15 protein-coding genes are annotated in these 14189 nt (G+C 62.3%); 6 read left to right on the top strand and 9 right to left on the bottom strand.

Annotated elements, in window-relative coordinates; all coding sequences use genetic code 11:
- Positions 1–22: 22 nt before the first annotated feature.
- The 3 genes from OX460_RS19485 to OX460_RS19495 form a co-directional block, all read right to left on the bottom strand.
- Complete coding sequence (locus tag OX460_RS19485) at positions 23–463, bottom strand: DUF2721 domain-containing protein (protein WP_034783716.1); 441 nt, start codon at positions 461–463, stop codon at positions 23–25.
- Between the two features lie 112 nt (positions 464–575).
- Positions 576–1532: a prolyl aminopeptidase gene (gene pip, locus OX460_RS19490; protein WP_289899629.1), complete on the bottom strand. Its 957-nt coding sequence runs from the start codon at positions 1530–1532 to the stop codon at positions 576–578.
- Between the two features lie 78 nt (positions 1533–1610).
- Complete coding sequence (locus tag OX460_RS19495; RefSeq protein ID WP_034752896.1) at positions 1611–2093, bottom strand: Lrp/AsnC family transcriptional regulator; 483 nt, start codon at positions 2091–2093, stop codon at positions 1611–1613.
- 153 nt (positions 2094–2246) lie between these two features.
- Between OX460_RS19495 and OX460_RS19500 the strand changes: the two genes are divergently transcribed.
- Complete coding sequence (locus OX460_RS19500; RefSeq protein ID WP_289899630.1) at positions 2247–2867, top strand: LysE family translocator; 621 nt, start codon at positions 2247–2249, stop codon at positions 2865–2867.
- Here the strand turns inward: OX460_RS19500 and OX460_RS19505 are convergent.
- From OX460_RS19505 to OX460_RS19525, 5 genes are all read right to left on the bottom strand, one after another.
- Positions 2804–4228: a hypothetical protein gene (locus OX460_RS19505; RefSeq protein WP_289899631.1), complete on the bottom strand. Its 1425-nt coding sequence runs from the start codon at positions 4226–4228 to the stop codon at positions 2804–2806. The genes OX460_RS19500 and OX460_RS19505 overlap by 64 nt on opposite strands.
- 117 nt (positions 4229–4345) lie before the next feature.
- Positions 4346–5086, bottom strand: a complete 741-nt coding sequence (phbB, locus tag OX460_RS19510; protein WP_035823615.1) for an acetoacetyl-CoA reductase — start codon at positions 5084–5086, stop codon at positions 4346–4348.
- 138 nt (positions 5087–5224) lie between these two features.
- On the bottom strand, positions 5225–6403 hold the full coding sequence (locus OX460_RS19515; protein WP_034783723.1) for an acetyl-CoA C-acetyltransferase: 1179 nt from the start codon (positions 6401–6403) through the stop codon (positions 5225–5227).
- 222 nt (positions 6404–6625) lie between these two features.
- Positions 6626–7111, bottom strand: coding sequence for a phasin family protein (locus OX460_RS19520; RefSeq protein ID WP_077398509.1), 486 nt, complete (start codon positions 7109–7111; stop codon positions 6626–6628).
- 128 nt (positions 7112–7239) lie between these two features.
- Positions 7240–8148, bottom strand: coding sequence for a LysR family transcriptional regulator (locus OX460_RS19525; protein ID WP_099665877.1), 909 nt, complete (start codon positions 8146–8148; stop codon positions 7240–7242).
- A gap of 118 nt (positions 8149–8266) precedes the next feature.
- Here OX460_RS19525 and metE point away from each other — a divergent pair, with 118 nt between their 5' ends.
- The 4 genes from metE to minE all read left to right on the top strand — a co-directional run bounded on the left by metE (position 8267) and on the right by minE (position 12800).
- Entirely contained in the window at positions 8267–10588 is a 2322-nt protein-coding gene (gene metE, locus OX460_RS19530; protein ID WP_289899632.1) for a 5-methyltetrahydropteroyltriglutamate--homocysteine S-methyltransferase, read from the top strand.
- A gap of 356 nt (positions 10589–10944) precedes the next feature.
- Positions 10945–11694: a septum site-determining protein MinC gene (minC, locus tag OX460_RS19535; protein WP_251349518.1), complete on the top strand. Its 750-nt coding sequence runs from the start codon at positions 10945–10947 to the stop codon at positions 11692–11694.
- Between the two features lie 37 nt (positions 11695–11731).
- The gene (gene minD, locus OX460_RS19540; RefSeq protein WP_034783730.1) at positions 11732–12547 is read left to right on the top strand and encodes a septum site-determining protein MinD; all 816 of its coding nucleotides are present in this window, start codon (positions 11732–11734) and stop codon (positions 12545–12547) included.
- Position 12548: 1 nt separating this feature from the next.
- Positions 12549–12800 (top strand): cell division topological specificity factor MinE, encoded by a 252-nt coding sequence (minE, locus tag OX460_RS19545; protein WP_034752886.1) that lies wholly within the window; start codon positions 12549–12551, stop codon positions 12798–12800.
- Positions 12801–12803: 3 nt separating this feature from the next.
- Here the strand turns inward: minE and OX460_RS19550 are convergent, their stop codons facing one another.
- Positions 12804–13307 carry a YcjF family protein gene (locus OX460_RS19550; protein ID WP_251349519.1) on the bottom strand — a complete coding sequence of 168 codons (504 nt, stop codon included), beginning with the start codon at positions 13305–13307 and terminating at the stop codon, positions 12804–12806.
- 169 nt (positions 13308–13476) lie between these two features.
- On the opposite strand from OX460_RS19550, the gene OX460_RS19555 reads away from it, so the two are divergent.
- Positions 13477–14166, top strand: a complete 690-nt coding sequence (locus tag OX460_RS19555; protein ID WP_099665880.1) for a response regulator transcription factor — start codon at positions 13477–13479, stop codon at positions 14164–14166.
- Positions 14167–14189 lie beyond the last annotated feature (23 nt).

Genomic DNA, 14189 nt, shown 5'->3' on the forward strand with positions numbered 1-14189 from the left:
GTAGGGTAAACCGGCGCGCCGCTTAACGTGGCGGGCGGATATGGCGCCGGATGCGCTGGGCCGTCGCGGCCAGATAAATTTCGCGCAGTAAATAAATAAAACAGCCGATCAGGCAAATCACGGCCAGCACAAAGAAGGCCGCGATGTATTTATCCAGGGTCAGGTTCAGAATATCGCCCAAAAACAGCATGGCGATGATGACGCAGACGAAGAAACCGCACGCCGTGCTGAGCGAAATCGAGTAATTGATCAGATGGGTACGCCGATACAAGGTATCTAGCTCATCCATATAGAAATCGTTATAGCCGATGTCGAGCCGGTCTTCCAGCACGCGCGTGCGGTCGATGATGCGGCCCAGGCGGTTGGTCAGCACCACCAGCATGGTGCCGATACCGGTCAACAGGAAAACCGGCGCAATCGCCAGCTGGATGATATGGCCGATGTCGCCGATCTGTATGTTCATGGATAAAAAGTCGTGGGTTTACACCGGCGCCCGACCGTGGCGCCAGCACAGGCCATAGTGTAGCAGGTGGCGCACGCCGGCTGGCCGCTTTGCCAACCGGCGGGCTCTGGCGTCATGCGAAACCGCGCCCCGGCACGAAGCGCTCGGTGGCGTGCACCAGCGCCGAAGCGATGCCATGCTCGAGCGCGCCATGGCCCGCATCCGGGATCATTTCCAGCTGCGCGCCCGGCCAGGCTTGCTGCAGGCGGTAGGCCGACAGCGGCGGGCAGATGGCGTCGTAGCGGCCTTGCACGATGACGGCCGGCAAATGCGCGATGCGCGCCATGTTGCGGATCAGCTGGTCTTCCTCGAAGAAACCCAGATTGGCCATGTAGTGCGATTCGAGCCGGCCCACGCCCAGGTCGAGCGCATCGTTCGGCGCATCTTCCGGCTGCGGCATCAGGTAGACGCGGCGGCCTTCGAAGCGGCTCCAGGCGCGCGCGGCGGGCCAATACACGGCGGGATCGCTGCTGAGGATGCGTTTCACGTAGGCCGCCAGCAAGTCGCCCCGTTCCTCTGCGGGAATAGGCGCGGCGAATTCCGCATACAGTTCCGGATAGAACCAGCGCACGCCGTCGATGAACCAGTCGATTTCCGCCTGCGTGCACAGGAAAATGCCGCGCAGCACGAAACCGAGGCAAGCCTCGGGGTGCGCCTGGCCATACGCCAGCGCCAGGGTCGAACCCCACGAGCCGCCAAACACCAGCCACTGCTCGATGCCGAACTGGACGCGCAAGCGTTCGATATCGGCGATCAGCAGCTGCGTCGTGTTGTTGCGCCATTCGCCCAGCGGCGTGGACTTGCCTGCGCCGCGCTGGTCGAACAGGATCACGCGGTAGCGCTGCGGATCGAAGAAGCGGCGGTGCTGCGGCGACAGGCCCGCGCCGGGGCCGCCGTGCAGGAACAGCACAGGAATGCCGTCGGGGTTGCCGCACTCTTCCCAATAAATGGTGTGGATGTCATCGACCGCCAGCATGCCGTGCCGGTTCGGCGACAGGACGGGAAACAGGGGGGACAAAGAATCGGGCATGGCGGTCCTCAGAATGGCAGTCGGGGCGCCAGGCACGAGTCCTGGCAACTGTTCCAATTATAGTGCGCCGCCGGCGCCTCAGGCCAGCAGCAAGGGCAGGCGGTTCGACGACTTGATTTCGCGCATCGACAGGCTGGACTGGATTTCCGCCACGCCAGGCAGGCGGCGCAGCACGGTCGAGACGAATTCGCCATACGCTTCCAGGTCGCGCGCCACCACTTGCAGGAAATAATCGGCTTCCCCAGCCACATTGTGGCACGACAAGATCTCGGGAATCGTCGCGATCGCCTGCTCGAACTGCGACGGCTGTTCGCCGCCATGGTTGGCAAACACGACCCGCACGAACGCCACCAGGCCGATACCCAGCTTCTTGCGGTTAAGCAAAGCCTGGTAGCCGGTAATGAAACCCTCCTCTTCCAGGCGGCGCAAGCGGCGCCAGACGGGGGTTTCGCTCAGTTTCAAGCGCTCGGCCAGGCGCGCATTCGACAGCCGTCCTTCATCCTGCAACAGCCTGAGTATCTGCAAATCGGTGGCGTCGAGGCTAACTTCTGAAATTTTCATCTATTTTTTGTTTTTATACGAGTGGAATCTACCCGAATACTAGGGCATGCAGGGCAGGAAAAGCAAGCACATTTCATCGCTGCAAGAACATAATGGGACCCGGCGAGCAGGCCGCACCGTGTGCATGCTCCCGCTTTTCTTTTCGACCGAGCCATGTCCGATTCTACCTTCCTGATGTACCTGCTGGCACTGGCCGGCGCCTTTTTATTACCGGGCCCCGACATGGCGCTGGTGCTGGCGACGGGCGCCGCGCGCGGCGTGGCCACGGCGCTGGTGACGGCCGTGGGCATCGCCGGCGCGCGCGCCGTCCACGTGGCGCTGTCGGGCGCGGGCCTGGCGGCGCTGATGGTGACGCATCCGCAAGCCTTGCAGTGGGTCAAATGGGCGGGCGCCACCTACCTGCTGTACCTGGCGCTGCGCCTGCTGCAGTCGGCCCTGTCGAGCAAAACGGCACAGGAAGCGGCCGCCCCCGCCACGGCGCATGGCGCCCGCGCCAGCCTGGTGCGCGGCTTCCTGACGAATCTGCTCAATCCGAAGGCACTGCTGTTTTGCAGCATGTTCCTGCCGCAATTCGTCGTCGGCAGCGAGCAGGTCGGCATGCAATACCTGCGCCTGGGCGCCGTCCTGGTGCTGGTGGGCCTGCTGTTCGACGCCCTGTACGCCGTGCTGGCCGCGCGCCTGGCGCGCCGCCTGCGCGGCAAGCCTTCGCCTTACGGCAAGTTCGTGCTGCCTGCCGTGTTCGTGCTGCTGGCCGGGCGGCTGGTGCTGGGCTGAACCGGCGCTCCGCACTCGAAAAAGACGGGATAGCCCGTCAGTAACTCCTGTTCCCGGCGGTTCACGCTGGCAAACAGGCGATGCGTGGGTACCAGCGTCCGTCCCGCCTCCCAGCTGCGCCAGGCATTGGCAGTATCGAACTGCGCATACAGCGCATCACCCAGCTCCTTGTAGCCGCCGGCCAGCTGCGGCCGCGCTTGCAGCGCTTCCAGATACAGCGCGATCGCCTCCGGCCATTGCCCTGCCTTGCCCCGCATGCTGGCCTCGAACAAGGTCAGCATGGGCTGATCCTTGCCGACCTGCGCGCGCAATGCCTGTATTGCGGCGAGGCCGGCCTTGATGGCATCCTCGTCCTTGGCCGACAGCGCGCGTATCAATTGCTGTGCCTGTTCATTGGTTTCCAGGGCCAGCCTTTGCTGCGGCGATAATTTCCCCACCGGGGCGCCTGTGGAGTAATTGTCTTCCATCATGATCAGCAAGGCAGCAAAAGGCCGTTGCCCGGCAAACGCCTGCTCCGCCTGCGCGCGCATTGCCGGATGCGCCTCGGCGGCCAATGGCTGCAGCCGTGTTGCCTGGTCCAGCACGCGCTCCAGCAAGGGGGCCCCGGCGCCGGCCCTGCCCGGCCGGTAGCCTTGCAGCGTAAAGGTCGCGGGCGCATCCGCCTGCACGCCGCTGACACGAAAGCGGCGTGTGAGCTTGCCTCCCACCTCCCGGTAGTACAGCAGGAATTGCATGGGGATCTGCCTGCTGTCTGCAAACATTTTCAGCACCAGCGGGTGGCCGCCCCAGGTATAACGCAGAAACTGGGCAAATGCCTTGCTATCCTGCCCATCGCCTGCAATGTGGGCCGGCCCCAGGCGCAGCAAGGGGTGTTCATCGAGCGACCACAGGACCTCGCCATCGAGAATGTTGGGGACCAGCCTGCCTCGCACCTTGCCGGCCCGGACCGACAGCGCCTGCTCCTCGTAAGCCTGGGGCGTGACATGATCGGCCCGCTTGGCAAGCGTCAGCACGTCGGCAATGCCCAGCCGGTGGCGCATCTCGCTCTGGCGCTGCCCGACAACATCGAACAGCGAATATTGCTCGTAAGTGCCAGCCGCCTTGTCGATAACATAGCGCCGGCGCGTGGAAAAATCGAGCACGGACAGCGTCTTGCCATCGCTGACGCTGATGTACTGCTGGCCCAGCACCACATCGTTTTCCTCCACTTCTTGCGCGGGCAAGCGGCTTTTCACGCCGGGGAATTTCTCTCGCTCGGTGGTGACGCTCACGTGAAACGAGACAGCAGCCTGGACCGCACTGGCGCCCAGGAAAAGGATGGCGGCCACGCTGGCGCGGCGCAAGGCGGGAACTAGGGTCATGGAGATGATGCAGTGGAGAAATACTGATTTTAAGGCAAATCCGGCGATTCCCTTGTTTTGCTTGCAAGCATAAAAAAAGACAGCCGCAGCTGTCTTTTTGTTTTACCTCAACACCGATTACGACATGTGCTGGCCGCCGTTGATCGAGATGTTGGCGCCCGTGACGAAGGCTGCTTCATCGGAAGCCAGGTAAGCCACCAGGCCGGCCACTTCTTCCGGCTTGCCAAGGCGCGCCATCGGAATTTGCGGGATGATTTTGCTGTCGAGCACTTCCTGCGGAATCGCCATGACCATCTTGGTGCCGATGTAGCCTGGCGAGATGGTGTTGACGGTAACGTTCTTGCGCGCCACTTCCAGCGCCAGCGACTTGGTGAAACCATGCATGCCGGCTTTCGCGGCCGAATAGTTGGTCTGGCCGAAGGCGCCCTTCTGGCCATTCACGGACGAGATATTGATGATGCGGCCCCAGCCGCGTTCCACCATGCCGTCGCAGACGGGCTTGGTCATGTTGAAGACGGAATCGAGGTTGGTGCCCATCACGGCGTCCCAGTTCGGCTTGTCCATCTTCTTGAACGTCATGTCGCGCGTGATGCCGGCGTTATTCACCAGCACGTCGACAGGACCGATTTCCGCTTCCACGGCCGCCACGCAAGCCGCCGCCGAATCGTAGTCGGCCACGTCGCACGGATACGCCTTGAAGTCGTAGCCCATGTCCTTGGTCGTCGCCAGCCATTCCGCGACCTTCGGATTGCCTGGGGAATATGTGGTCACCACGCGATAGCCGAGCGCCGCCAGCTTGAAACACACTGCTTCGCCCAGACCACCCATGCCACCAGTTACCAATGCAACTCTTGCCATTTTCATCCCCTCAGTGTCGTTCTATTGCTAAAAAATTAATAATTTAATGAAAGCAATCCAGCTCCGCCGCGTGACGGCGGCGTACCGCACCCAGTCGTCACGCACAGCGCGCGACGGCCTGGGTGCGGTGCCAGCTACTTAGTCGCGCTCGATGGCTAAAGCTACACCCATGCCGCCGCCGATGCACAGTGCTGCCAGGCCTTTCTTGGCGTCGCGGCGGATCATTTCGTGGATCAGGGTGACCAGGATGCGCGCGCCGGACGCGCCGATCGGGTGGCCGATGGCAATCGCGCCGCCGTTCACGTTGATCTTGCTGGTATCCCAGCCCATTTCCTTGTTGACGGCAATCGCTTGCGCGGCAAACGCTTCATTGATTTCCATCAAGTCCAGCTCTTCATGCGTCCAGCCGGCTTTTTTCAGGCACAGACGCGATGCGGAGACGGGGCCCATGCCCATGACGGCCGGGTCCAGGCCCGACGAGGCGTAGGCCTTGATACGTGCCAGCGGCTTCAAGCCCAGTTCCTTCGCTTGCGAAGCGGACATCATGATGACGGCGGCGGCGCCGTCGTTCAGGCCGGAAGCGTTGCCGGCCGTGACGGTGCCATCCTTGGCGAACGCGGGGCGCAGGCCGGCCAGCGATTCCAGGGTCGAACCGGGCTTGATGTATTCGTCGCTGTCGAAGACAACGGTACCTTTTTTGTTGGCGATTTCCAGCGGCAGGATTTCATCCTTGAACTTGCCCGCCTTTTGCGCCGCTTCCGCCTTCAGTTGCGACTGCAGCGCGAATTCATCTTGCTCGGCGCGCGTCACTTCGTATTTCTTGGCGACGTTTTCCGCCGTGATGCCCATGTGGTACTGGTTGTACACGTCCCACAGGCCGTCGACGATCATGGTGTCGATCATCTTGAAGTCGCCCATGCGGAAACCGTCGCGCGAGCCGTTCATCGCGTGCGGCGAGGCGCTCATGTTTTCCTGGCCGCCGGCGATGATGATGTTGGCGTCGCCGCACTTGATCGCTTGCGCCGCCAGGTGCGTGGCCTTCAAGCCGCTGCCGCATACCTTGTTGATGGTGAATGCCGGGATGCTGCTCGGCAGGCCAGCCTTGATGACGGCCTGGCGCGCGGCGTTCTGGCCGACGGCAGCCGTCAGCACCTGGCCCAGGATCGCTTCGCCGATCAGGTTCGGGTCGATGCCGGTTTGTGCCAGCAAGCCCTTGATTACATGCGCGCCCAGTTCGGACGCAGGAATCTTGGCCAGACTGCCACCGAATTTGCCGACTGCGGTACGGCCGGCGGCCACGATTACGACATCATCCATTTATTTCTCCGATATGCTGGCCACGAGGGCCAAGGTCAAGGTGCTAATAGAATCCCATTGGAATCCTGTGAATCCGGGAAGACACAGCAAGCTGTGTTTCATTCTAGCGCGGCATGCGCCGCAGTTCCAGCGCCGCACCGCAGGCGGCGGCGATGACAGCCTGCCTGCGGTGGCGGCGGGCGGCCTGGCGCGGCGGATAGCCGCTGCCGGGCCGCAACGCGCTTACGCCTGGCGAGCAGGACGCGTGTTTTTATTTTTATCATACCCTTCATCGGCGCCGCCGAAAGTGGTTTTTAGAAAATTATTGAAGGGAATAATCAGGGGTACGGGCGTTTGCTTTACCACCTGCAACAGCTCGCCAAATTTTTGACGCGATGCAGCAAACTCACCCTTTGTCACAGTGTCGAATTTCTCCTGGGTTTCTTGAGCAACATCCTTTGCCTGGCGGCTATATGCACCGATGCGTTCGATGGCCAGTTGCGACTGCGTGCGCGACAGTTCCAGCAGCGCTTGCGGGTCCTTCGCGGACAGCAGCTGATTGCCCGCCACAGTAGCGGCCGCCAGCGCCGTGCGGGCCGCATCGAGCTGCAATTCCAGCACGCTGGCGCCGCTGTCGACAGCGGCCTGGGCATACGCTTGCGCGCTGATCAATTGTGCTTCCACCACGGCCTTGCCGGCCCGTGCCCATTGTTCGGAAAATGAAAACATCGTGTTCCTCCCCAAAGAGTAGGCAGCGCATGTTGCGCCGCACAGTGCTCAACTGTAAGCGGTGGTTCATTGCTGAACCTTGATATTTATCAAACTTTGCTGTTGGTTTGTTTCCAACCCAACGCTGGTCAGGACAACAACTTGATACCGTCCAGCGAGGCCGCGCACTGCTCGCGTATCACGCTGACGAAATCGCGCACATACGCCTTGTCCTGCAGATGCTCGGGCACGGACACGTACAAATCGCTCCACAAGCCGTGTTCGCCCACCGGGCGCGCCACGACGTAATCGTAATCGACGTAATTCTTGATGGCCCAGTTCGGCAAGGCGGCAATGCCGCGCCGGCTCGCCACCAGTTGCAGCACGGCCACCGTCAATTCGGCCGTGCGGCGTTCAAACGCGATGCCGGCCGGCCGCAGCACTTCGCGGATCAGGTCGATGCGCTCTTCCGGCACGGGATAGGTAATTAATGTCTCGCCCGTGAAGTCGGCCGCCGCCAGCCGGCGCTGCGCCTGCAGCCGGTGCTTTTGCGCCATCACCACCAGCATTTCAAAGCGGAACAGGGGAAACACGGTGAAATCGGGGCCGTACGGCGAGCCGATCACGAGGTCCGCCTCGCCCGAACGCAGCAAGTCCGCCGGTTCGCTGTGAAAGCCGGAAACCAGATCGATCTCCACTTCCGGCCAGCGCTGGCGGAAGGCATCCATCACCGGCATGAGCCAGTCGAAACAGGTATGGCATTCGAGCGCCACGCGCAGCTGTCCCTTGTCGCCCTGCGACAGGCGCGCCACGTCGCGCTCGGCCAGCTCGATCTCGGGCAGCAGCTTGTCGGCCAGGGCCAGGAGCCGGCTGCCCGTGGCCGTAAACGCGATCGGCATCGACTTGCGCTCGAACAATGGCGCCTTGTAGCGCTCTTCGAGCAAACGGATCTGGTGCGACAGGGCCGACTGGGTCAGGTTGAGCAGCTGCGCGGCGCGCACCAGGCTGCCGGACGAACGCAGGGCACTCAAGGTGCGCAGGTGACGGATTTCTAGCATCGGAGAAATGGATTCTGTGCGTGAATTATTTTCATGTTATTCGGCAAAATGTTTCGTTTTGATTATAGATCAAGTTGCCGCACACTCTAGCGCATTCACATTAAATCTCGATGACATCATGACCATTCGTACCCACGTCCTTGGCTTTCCCCGTATCGGCGCCGCGCGCGAACTGAAACTGGCGCTGGAAAGCCACTGGCGTGGCGAGCTGTCCGAGGCGGACCTGGAAGCGACGGGCCGGCAACTGCGCGCGCGCCACTGGGCCCGGCAACGCGACGCCGGCCTCGATTACGTCACCGTGGGCGACTTCGCCTTTTACGACCAGGTGGCCAACCATATCCAGCTGCTGGGCTGCGAACCGGCCCGTTTCAGCTTCGCGCCAGAGCAGTCGCCGCTGTCACGCTATTTCACCATGGCGCGCGGCGCAGACACGCACGCCACCCATGCCGGCTGCGGCCACGCCCACCATGCACACGCCGCCGCCACTGCCGCGCTGGAAATGACCAAGTGGTTCGACACCAATTACCATTACCTGGTGCCCGAACTGTCGCCGCAGACCAGGTTTTCTCTCGCGTGCGAACGCCTGCTGGCGGAAGTGGCCGAGGCGCAGGCGCTCGGCCACCAGGTCAAGGCGGCCCTGATCGGCCCCCTCACCTTCCTCTGGCTGGGCAAGGAAAAGACGCCCGACGAGTCAAGCTTCGACCGCCTGGCCCTGCTGGAACAATTGCTGCCCGTCTACGGTGCCCTGCTCGACCGCCTGAAACAGCAAGGCGTGGCATGGGTGCAGCTCGACGAGCCGATCCTGGGCCTGGACTTGCCTGTTGCCTGGCGCAGTGCCTTCGAAAGCGCCTACTGGCAGCTGAACCAGGTAGGTGTAAATATCCTGCTGGCCACGTATTTCTCGCCGCTGGAAGAAAACCTCAGCCTGACGTGCCGCCTGCCCGTGGCCGGCCTGCATGTCGACGGCATCCGCGCGCCGCATGAATTGATCAGCGTGACGGACTGGCTGCCCGCGCATAAAGTCTTGTCGATTGGTATCGTCGACGGGCGCAATATCTGGCGCACCGACCTCGACGCGGCCCTGGCCGTGCTGCGGCCGCTGGCAGCCAGGCGCGACGGCCACCTGTGGCTAGCGCCGTCGTGCTCGCTGCTGCACGTGCCGTTCAGCCTGGAAGCGGAAACGGAGCTCGACACCGACATCCGCAGCTGGCTGGCGTTCGCCACGGAAAAACTGGCGGAGATCGCCGTCCTCAAGGACGCGCTCGCAGGCCGTCCCGATGATGCCGCGCTGGCACAGTCCCGTCTGGCTGTCGCCGGGCGGCGCGCCAGTCCCCGCGTGCACCGCCCGCAAGTGGCGCAGCGCCTGCAGGCGCTGTCTCCCACCGTGGACCGCCGCGATTCCAGCTTCCCGCAGCGCCAGGCCATGCAGCGCGCGCGTTTGCAACTGCCCGACTTCCCGACGACGACCATCGGTTCCTTCCCGCAGACGACGGCCATCCGCGCCGCCCGCGCCAGTTTCAAGCGAGACGAACTGGCTGTGAACGACTACGAACAGCAGATGCGCGCCGAAATCGCCCACGCCGTGGGGCGCCAGGAAGCGCTGGGCCTGGATGTGCTCGTGCATGGCGAAGCGGAACGCAACGACATGGTCGAATACTTCGGCGAGCAACTGGACGGCTTTATCTTCACGCGCCACGGCTGGGTGCAATCGTACGGCTCGCGCTGTGTGAAGCCGCCCGTCATCTACGGCGACGTGCAGCGCCCGGCCGCCATGACGGTGGCCTGGACGGTGCACGCGCAAAGCCTGACCGATAAACCGATGAAGGGCATGCTGACGGGTCCCGTGACGATATTGCAATGGTCGTTCGTGCGCGACGACCAGCCGCGCGCCGCCACGGCGCTGCAGATCGCCCTGGCCATGCGCGACGAGGTAGCCGACCTGGAAGGGGCCGGCATCGGCATCATCCAGATCGACGAGCCTGCCCTGCGCGAAGGCTTGCCGCTGCGCCGCGGCCAGTGGGACGCCTACCTGGACTGGGCCACGCGCGCCTTCCGCATCGCCGCCTGCGTCGTTGGCGACACGACGCAGATCCACACCCACATGTGCTATGCGCAGTTCAACGACATCCTGCCGCAGATCGCCGCCATGGATGCCGACGTCATCACGATAGAGACGAGCCGCTCGGACATGGCGCTGCTGGCGGGCTTTGGCCAGTTCCAGTATCCGAACGAAATCGGCCCCGGCGTATACGACATCCACTCGCCGCGCATCCCCTCGACCCTCGACATGGTGACATTGCTGAAAAAGGCCAGCGCCGTCATTCCCCCGGCGCATTTATGGGTCAACCCGGACTGCGGCTTGAAGACGCGGGGCTGGACGGAAACGGAGGCGGCCTTGCAAAACATGGTCGCGGCGGCACGGCAGATGCGCGCGGCTTGATGAAAATATGACAAGGCCATGCAAGGCCTGACAAAACCGTGGCGAGCGGAAGAAAGTTGTGCTTGAGAAGCGCTACTGTACGAAGGTACAGTGGGCATCGCAGACCGTAAATTACGACGCGCAGCAGGTTTTGATAGGCGGACTCAAGCCGCATTCTCGGCTGCTTTCGGGGCGGCGCACCGGTTTTCCGGGGCGCCGTCCGTTTTTTTTGACATGAAGTAGGTGTTGCCCTGCGGAATAGCACGCGCCAGGCCCCTGATGCCGATTTTTTTGCAGTAGAATGCAAGAAATTTACTGCTCCCATTGTTGCCGTACGGAACATCTGGCCTGCCGCAGTTTCACTTTGATAAATGTTTATGTCCAAAAGCCCGTCGCAGAAGCCTATCGAAATCAAGATTTCCACCGTCGTTGCCGTCTCCGCCATTCTGCATAGCGCCGATACGCAGGCACTCGATGCCGCCTTGCGCGACATGACGGGAGGCGTGGCGGACTTTTTCGAGGACGACCTGGCCGTGCTGGACGTGGCGGCCTTGCCGCCCGGCAGCGTGCCCATCGACTGGGCCGCCCTCGTGGCCCTGCTGAAAAAATACCGTTTGAATGCCGTGGCCGTGCGCAATGCGCCGGCCGACATGCATGACGCCATCCTGGCGCAAGGCTTGAGCCTCGACAGCGGCAAGACGCGCGACGATGCGCCGCCCAAGGATGGTCCCAAGGATACCCCCACTGCCGCCGCCCAGTCGGGCGCCGACGCCCAGGTGATGGTGATCGACACGCCCGTGCGCGCCGGCCAGCGCATCTATGCGCGCGGCTGCGACCTGATCATCACCGCCGTCGTCAACAATGGCGCCGAAATCATCGCCGACGGCAGCATCCACGTATATTCCTCGCTGTACGGCCGCGCGCTGGCTGGCGCCTCGGGCAATGCCCAGGCGCGCATCTTCGCGCTGGCCATGGAACCGGAACTGGTCTCGATCGCCGGCGTGTACCGCACGTTCGAAGATGGTTTCCCCCCAGAAATGGCGCGCGGACCCGCGCAAATTCGTTTGGCTGGAGACAGAATCGATATACACTCTGTCAATCCGGTCACTCCCGTGAACCGCTCTTAAGCTGCACAATTCAAGAGATATCTGAAAAGGATTATTTGTGGCAAGAATTATTGTTGTGACGTCCGGCAAGGGCGGTGTCGGCAAGACGACCTCTAGCGCCAGTTTTTCCACTGGCCTGGCCATGCGCGGCCACAAGACAGCCGTGCTCGACTTCGACGTGGGCCTGCGTAACCTCGACCTGATCATGGGTTGCGAGCGCCGCGTCGTCTACGACCTGATCAATGTGATCAACAAGGAAGCAACCCTGAACCAGGCCTTGATCAAGGACAAGCACTGCGACAACCTGTTCATCCTGCCAGCCTCGCAAACGCGCGACAAGGATGCCTTGTCGGAAGAAGGCGTGGAACGCGTGTTGAACGACCTGATCAACATGGGCTTCGAATTCATCATCTGCGATTCGCCGGCCGGCATCGAGCATGGCGCGCTGATGGCGCTGACGTTTGCCGACGAAGCCATCATCGTCACCAACCCGGAAGTGTCGTCGGTGCGCGATTCGGACCGCATCCTGGGCATCCTGCAAGCCAAGTCGCGCCGCGCGCAGACGGGCGGCGAGCCGGTCAAGGAACACTTGCTGATCACCCGTTACTCGCCGAAACGCGTGGAATCGGATGAAATGCTGTCCTACCAGGACGTGCAGGAAATCCTGCGCATCCCGCTGGTGGGCATCATTCCGGAATCGGAACAAGTGCTGGCCGCCTCGAACCAGGGCAACCCGGCCATCCATTTCACGGGTACGGACGTGGCGCAAGCCTATGAAGACGTGGTCTCGCGTTTCCTCGGCGAAGATGTCGAGTTGCGCTTTACCAACTATGAAAAGCCTGGATTACTCCAGCGCATTTTTGGGGCGAAGTGATATGGCCTTGCTTTCTTTCCTGTTCCCCCCCAAGCCGAAGACGGCCACCGCGGCCAAGGAACGCCTGCAGATCATCATCGCCCGCGAACGCAGCGGACGCGATGGTCCGGACTTCCTGCCCGCCCTGCACAAGGAATTGATCGCCGTCATTTCCAAGTACACCAAGGTCAATGCCGACGACATCAAGATTTCGCTGGACCGCCAGGGCAACCTGGAAGTACTCGACGTCAACGTGGTGCTGCCGGACGCGTAAGGCCTAATCCGGCCTGACCGTAAGCAATTCCTGCGCCACCGCGGCGCAGGCGTTCACGTGCTGGTTGCCGATCTGGCGGAACACGGCGTAGCCGATGGCTGCCGCCACCGCCTGGCCGGCAAACGGCACGAAGCGCGCCACCTGCTTGGTGGCAATCTTGACGCCACTGCGCTTGAGCAGCTGGAGGATCAGTTCGCGCGACACCAACTTTCCCACCAGCATGCCGCCCATGCCCACCGCCGCGCGGTAGGCCATCATCTTGAACTGCGGGTTGAGGCGCTCGATCTGCTCGGGCGTGAGGCCGAATTCGTGGTTGATATCGTTGATCAGCATGGAAAACAGGCCTACGTCGGACATCAGGTCGATGCCGGGAATGGGAATGGCCGAGGCGCCCGCCGACATCATGGCACGCCGCTGCACCAGGCGCCGGCACCGTTCGCGCACTTGCTCGATGTCCGCGCGGCTGGCCGGTATCAGGGTCCAATCGGTGGTGCTCTTGTCTGCCATGGCCGTTTCTCCGCGAGTGATGGGTAGATGAACAAGTGTAACGTAAAGGCCTGCGCTGCCGATTTCACTGGACACAGTTGCAATCTCTGTTATATTTCACTTGAGCATTCCTTAACATTACGATAAGCAGAGCGGACCGTCTGTTTGTTGCTACACACTCCAGCCCATTATGCGAATTGCCGTACTCGATAGCGACCATAGCCAGGCAGAACTGATCTGCCAGGTGCTCACCGCCGCCGGCCACGCTTGCCACGAGTTTCAGAGTGCCAAGGACATGCTGGGGCAACTGCGCAAGGACAGTTGCGACATGCTCATCCTCGACTGGCATGTGAGCGATCTGGACGGTGCCGAAGTGTTGCGCCGTGCCCGGGAAAAACTGGCGCCCAAGGCGCCCGTGTTGTTTATGACCAACAGTTCCGGCGAAGACGACGTGGTGGCGGGCATGACGGCCGGCGCCGACGACTACATGATCAAGCCCTTGCGGCGCAGCGAACTGACCTTGCGCACCCAGGCGCTGCTGCGCGTGGCGTACCCGGCCCAGAATGGCGCCGAAACCTTGCAATTCGGTCATTACACGTTTGAAACCCGTCCCGGCCGCCTGCTGCGCGATGGCGAAGTGCTCGACGTGACGCACAAGGAATTCGCCCTGGCGCTGCTGTTTTTCCGCAACCTGGGCCGTCCATTGTCGCGCGCCTACATCCACGAAGCCGTGTGGCAGCGCGACACGGCCCTGCCCTCGCGCACCATGGATACCCACGTCTCGCGCGTGCGCAACAAGCTGCAGCTGAAACCGGAACACGGCTACAGGCTGGTGCCCGTCTACAGTTACGGTTATCGCCTGGAAAAACTGGGCGGCTGAACGGCGGCAAACGGCTGACCTGC

It is taken from the genome of Janthinobacterium sp. SUN033, from assembly GCF_030397595.1.
Lineage (GTDB): Bacteria > Pseudomonadota > Gammaproteobacteria > Burkholderiales > Burkholderiaceae_D > Janthinobacterium > Janthinobacterium kumbetense.

What these genes read in the sequence shown, in the direction of transcription:
- OX460_RS19485 (WP_034783716.1), bottom strand. Translation starts at nt 463, where the DNA reads ATGAACATACAGATCGGCGACATCGGCCATATCATCCAGCTGGCGATT.
- pip (WP_289899629.1), bottom strand. Translation starts at nt 1,532, where the DNA reads ATGCCCGATTCTTTGTCCCCCCTGTTTCCCGTCCTGTCGCCGAACCGG.
- OX460_RS19495 (WP_034752896.1), bottom strand. Translation starts at nt 2,093, where the DNA reads ATGAAAATTTCAGAAGTTAGCCTCGACGCCACCGATTTGCAGATACTC.
- OX460_RS19500 (WP_289899630.1), top strand. Translation starts at nt 2,247, where the DNA reads ATGTCCGATTCTACCTTCCTGATGTACCTGCTGGCACTGGCCGGCGCC.
- OX460_RS19505 (WP_289899631.1), bottom strand. Translation starts at nt 4,228, where the DNA reads ATGACCCTAGTTCCCGCCTTGCGCCGCGCCAGCGTGGCCGCCATCCTT.
- phbB (WP_035823615.1), bottom strand. Translation starts at nt 5,086, where the DNA reads ATGGCAAGAGTTGCATTGGTAACTGGTGGCATGGGTGGTCTGGGCGAA.
- OX460_RS19515 (WP_034783723.1), bottom strand. Translation starts at nt 6,403, where the DNA reads ATGGATGATGTCGTAATCGTGGCCGCCGGCCGTACCGCAGTCGGCAAA.
- OX460_RS19520 (WP_077398509.1), bottom strand. Translation starts at nt 7,111, where the DNA reads ATGTTTTCATTTTCCGAACAATGGGCACGGGCCGGCAAGGCCGTGGTG.
- OX460_RS19525 (WP_099665877.1), bottom strand. Translation starts at nt 8,148, where the DNA reads ATGCTAGAAATCCGTCACCTGCGCACCTTGAGTGCCCTGCGTTCGTCC.
- metE (WP_289899632.1), top strand. Translation starts at nt 8,267, where the DNA reads ATGACCATTCGTACCCACGTCCTTGGCTTTCCCCGTATCGGCGCCGCG.
- minC (WP_251349518.1), top strand. Translation starts at nt 10,945, where the DNA reads ATGTCCAAAAGCCCGTCGCAGAAGCCTATCGAAATCAAGATTTCCACC.
- minE (WP_034752886.1), top strand. Translation starts at nt 12,549, where the DNA reads ATGGCCTTGCTTTCTTTCCTGTTCCCCCCCAAGCCGAAGACGGCCACC.
- OX460_RS19550 (WP_251349519.1), bottom strand. Translation starts at nt 13,307, where the DNA reads ATGGCAGACAAGAGCACCACCGATTGGACCCTGATACCGGCCAGCCGC.
- OX460_RS19555 (WP_099665880.1), top strand. Translation starts at nt 13,477, where the DNA reads ATGCGAATTGCCGTACTCGATAGCGACCATAGCCAGGCAGAACTGATC.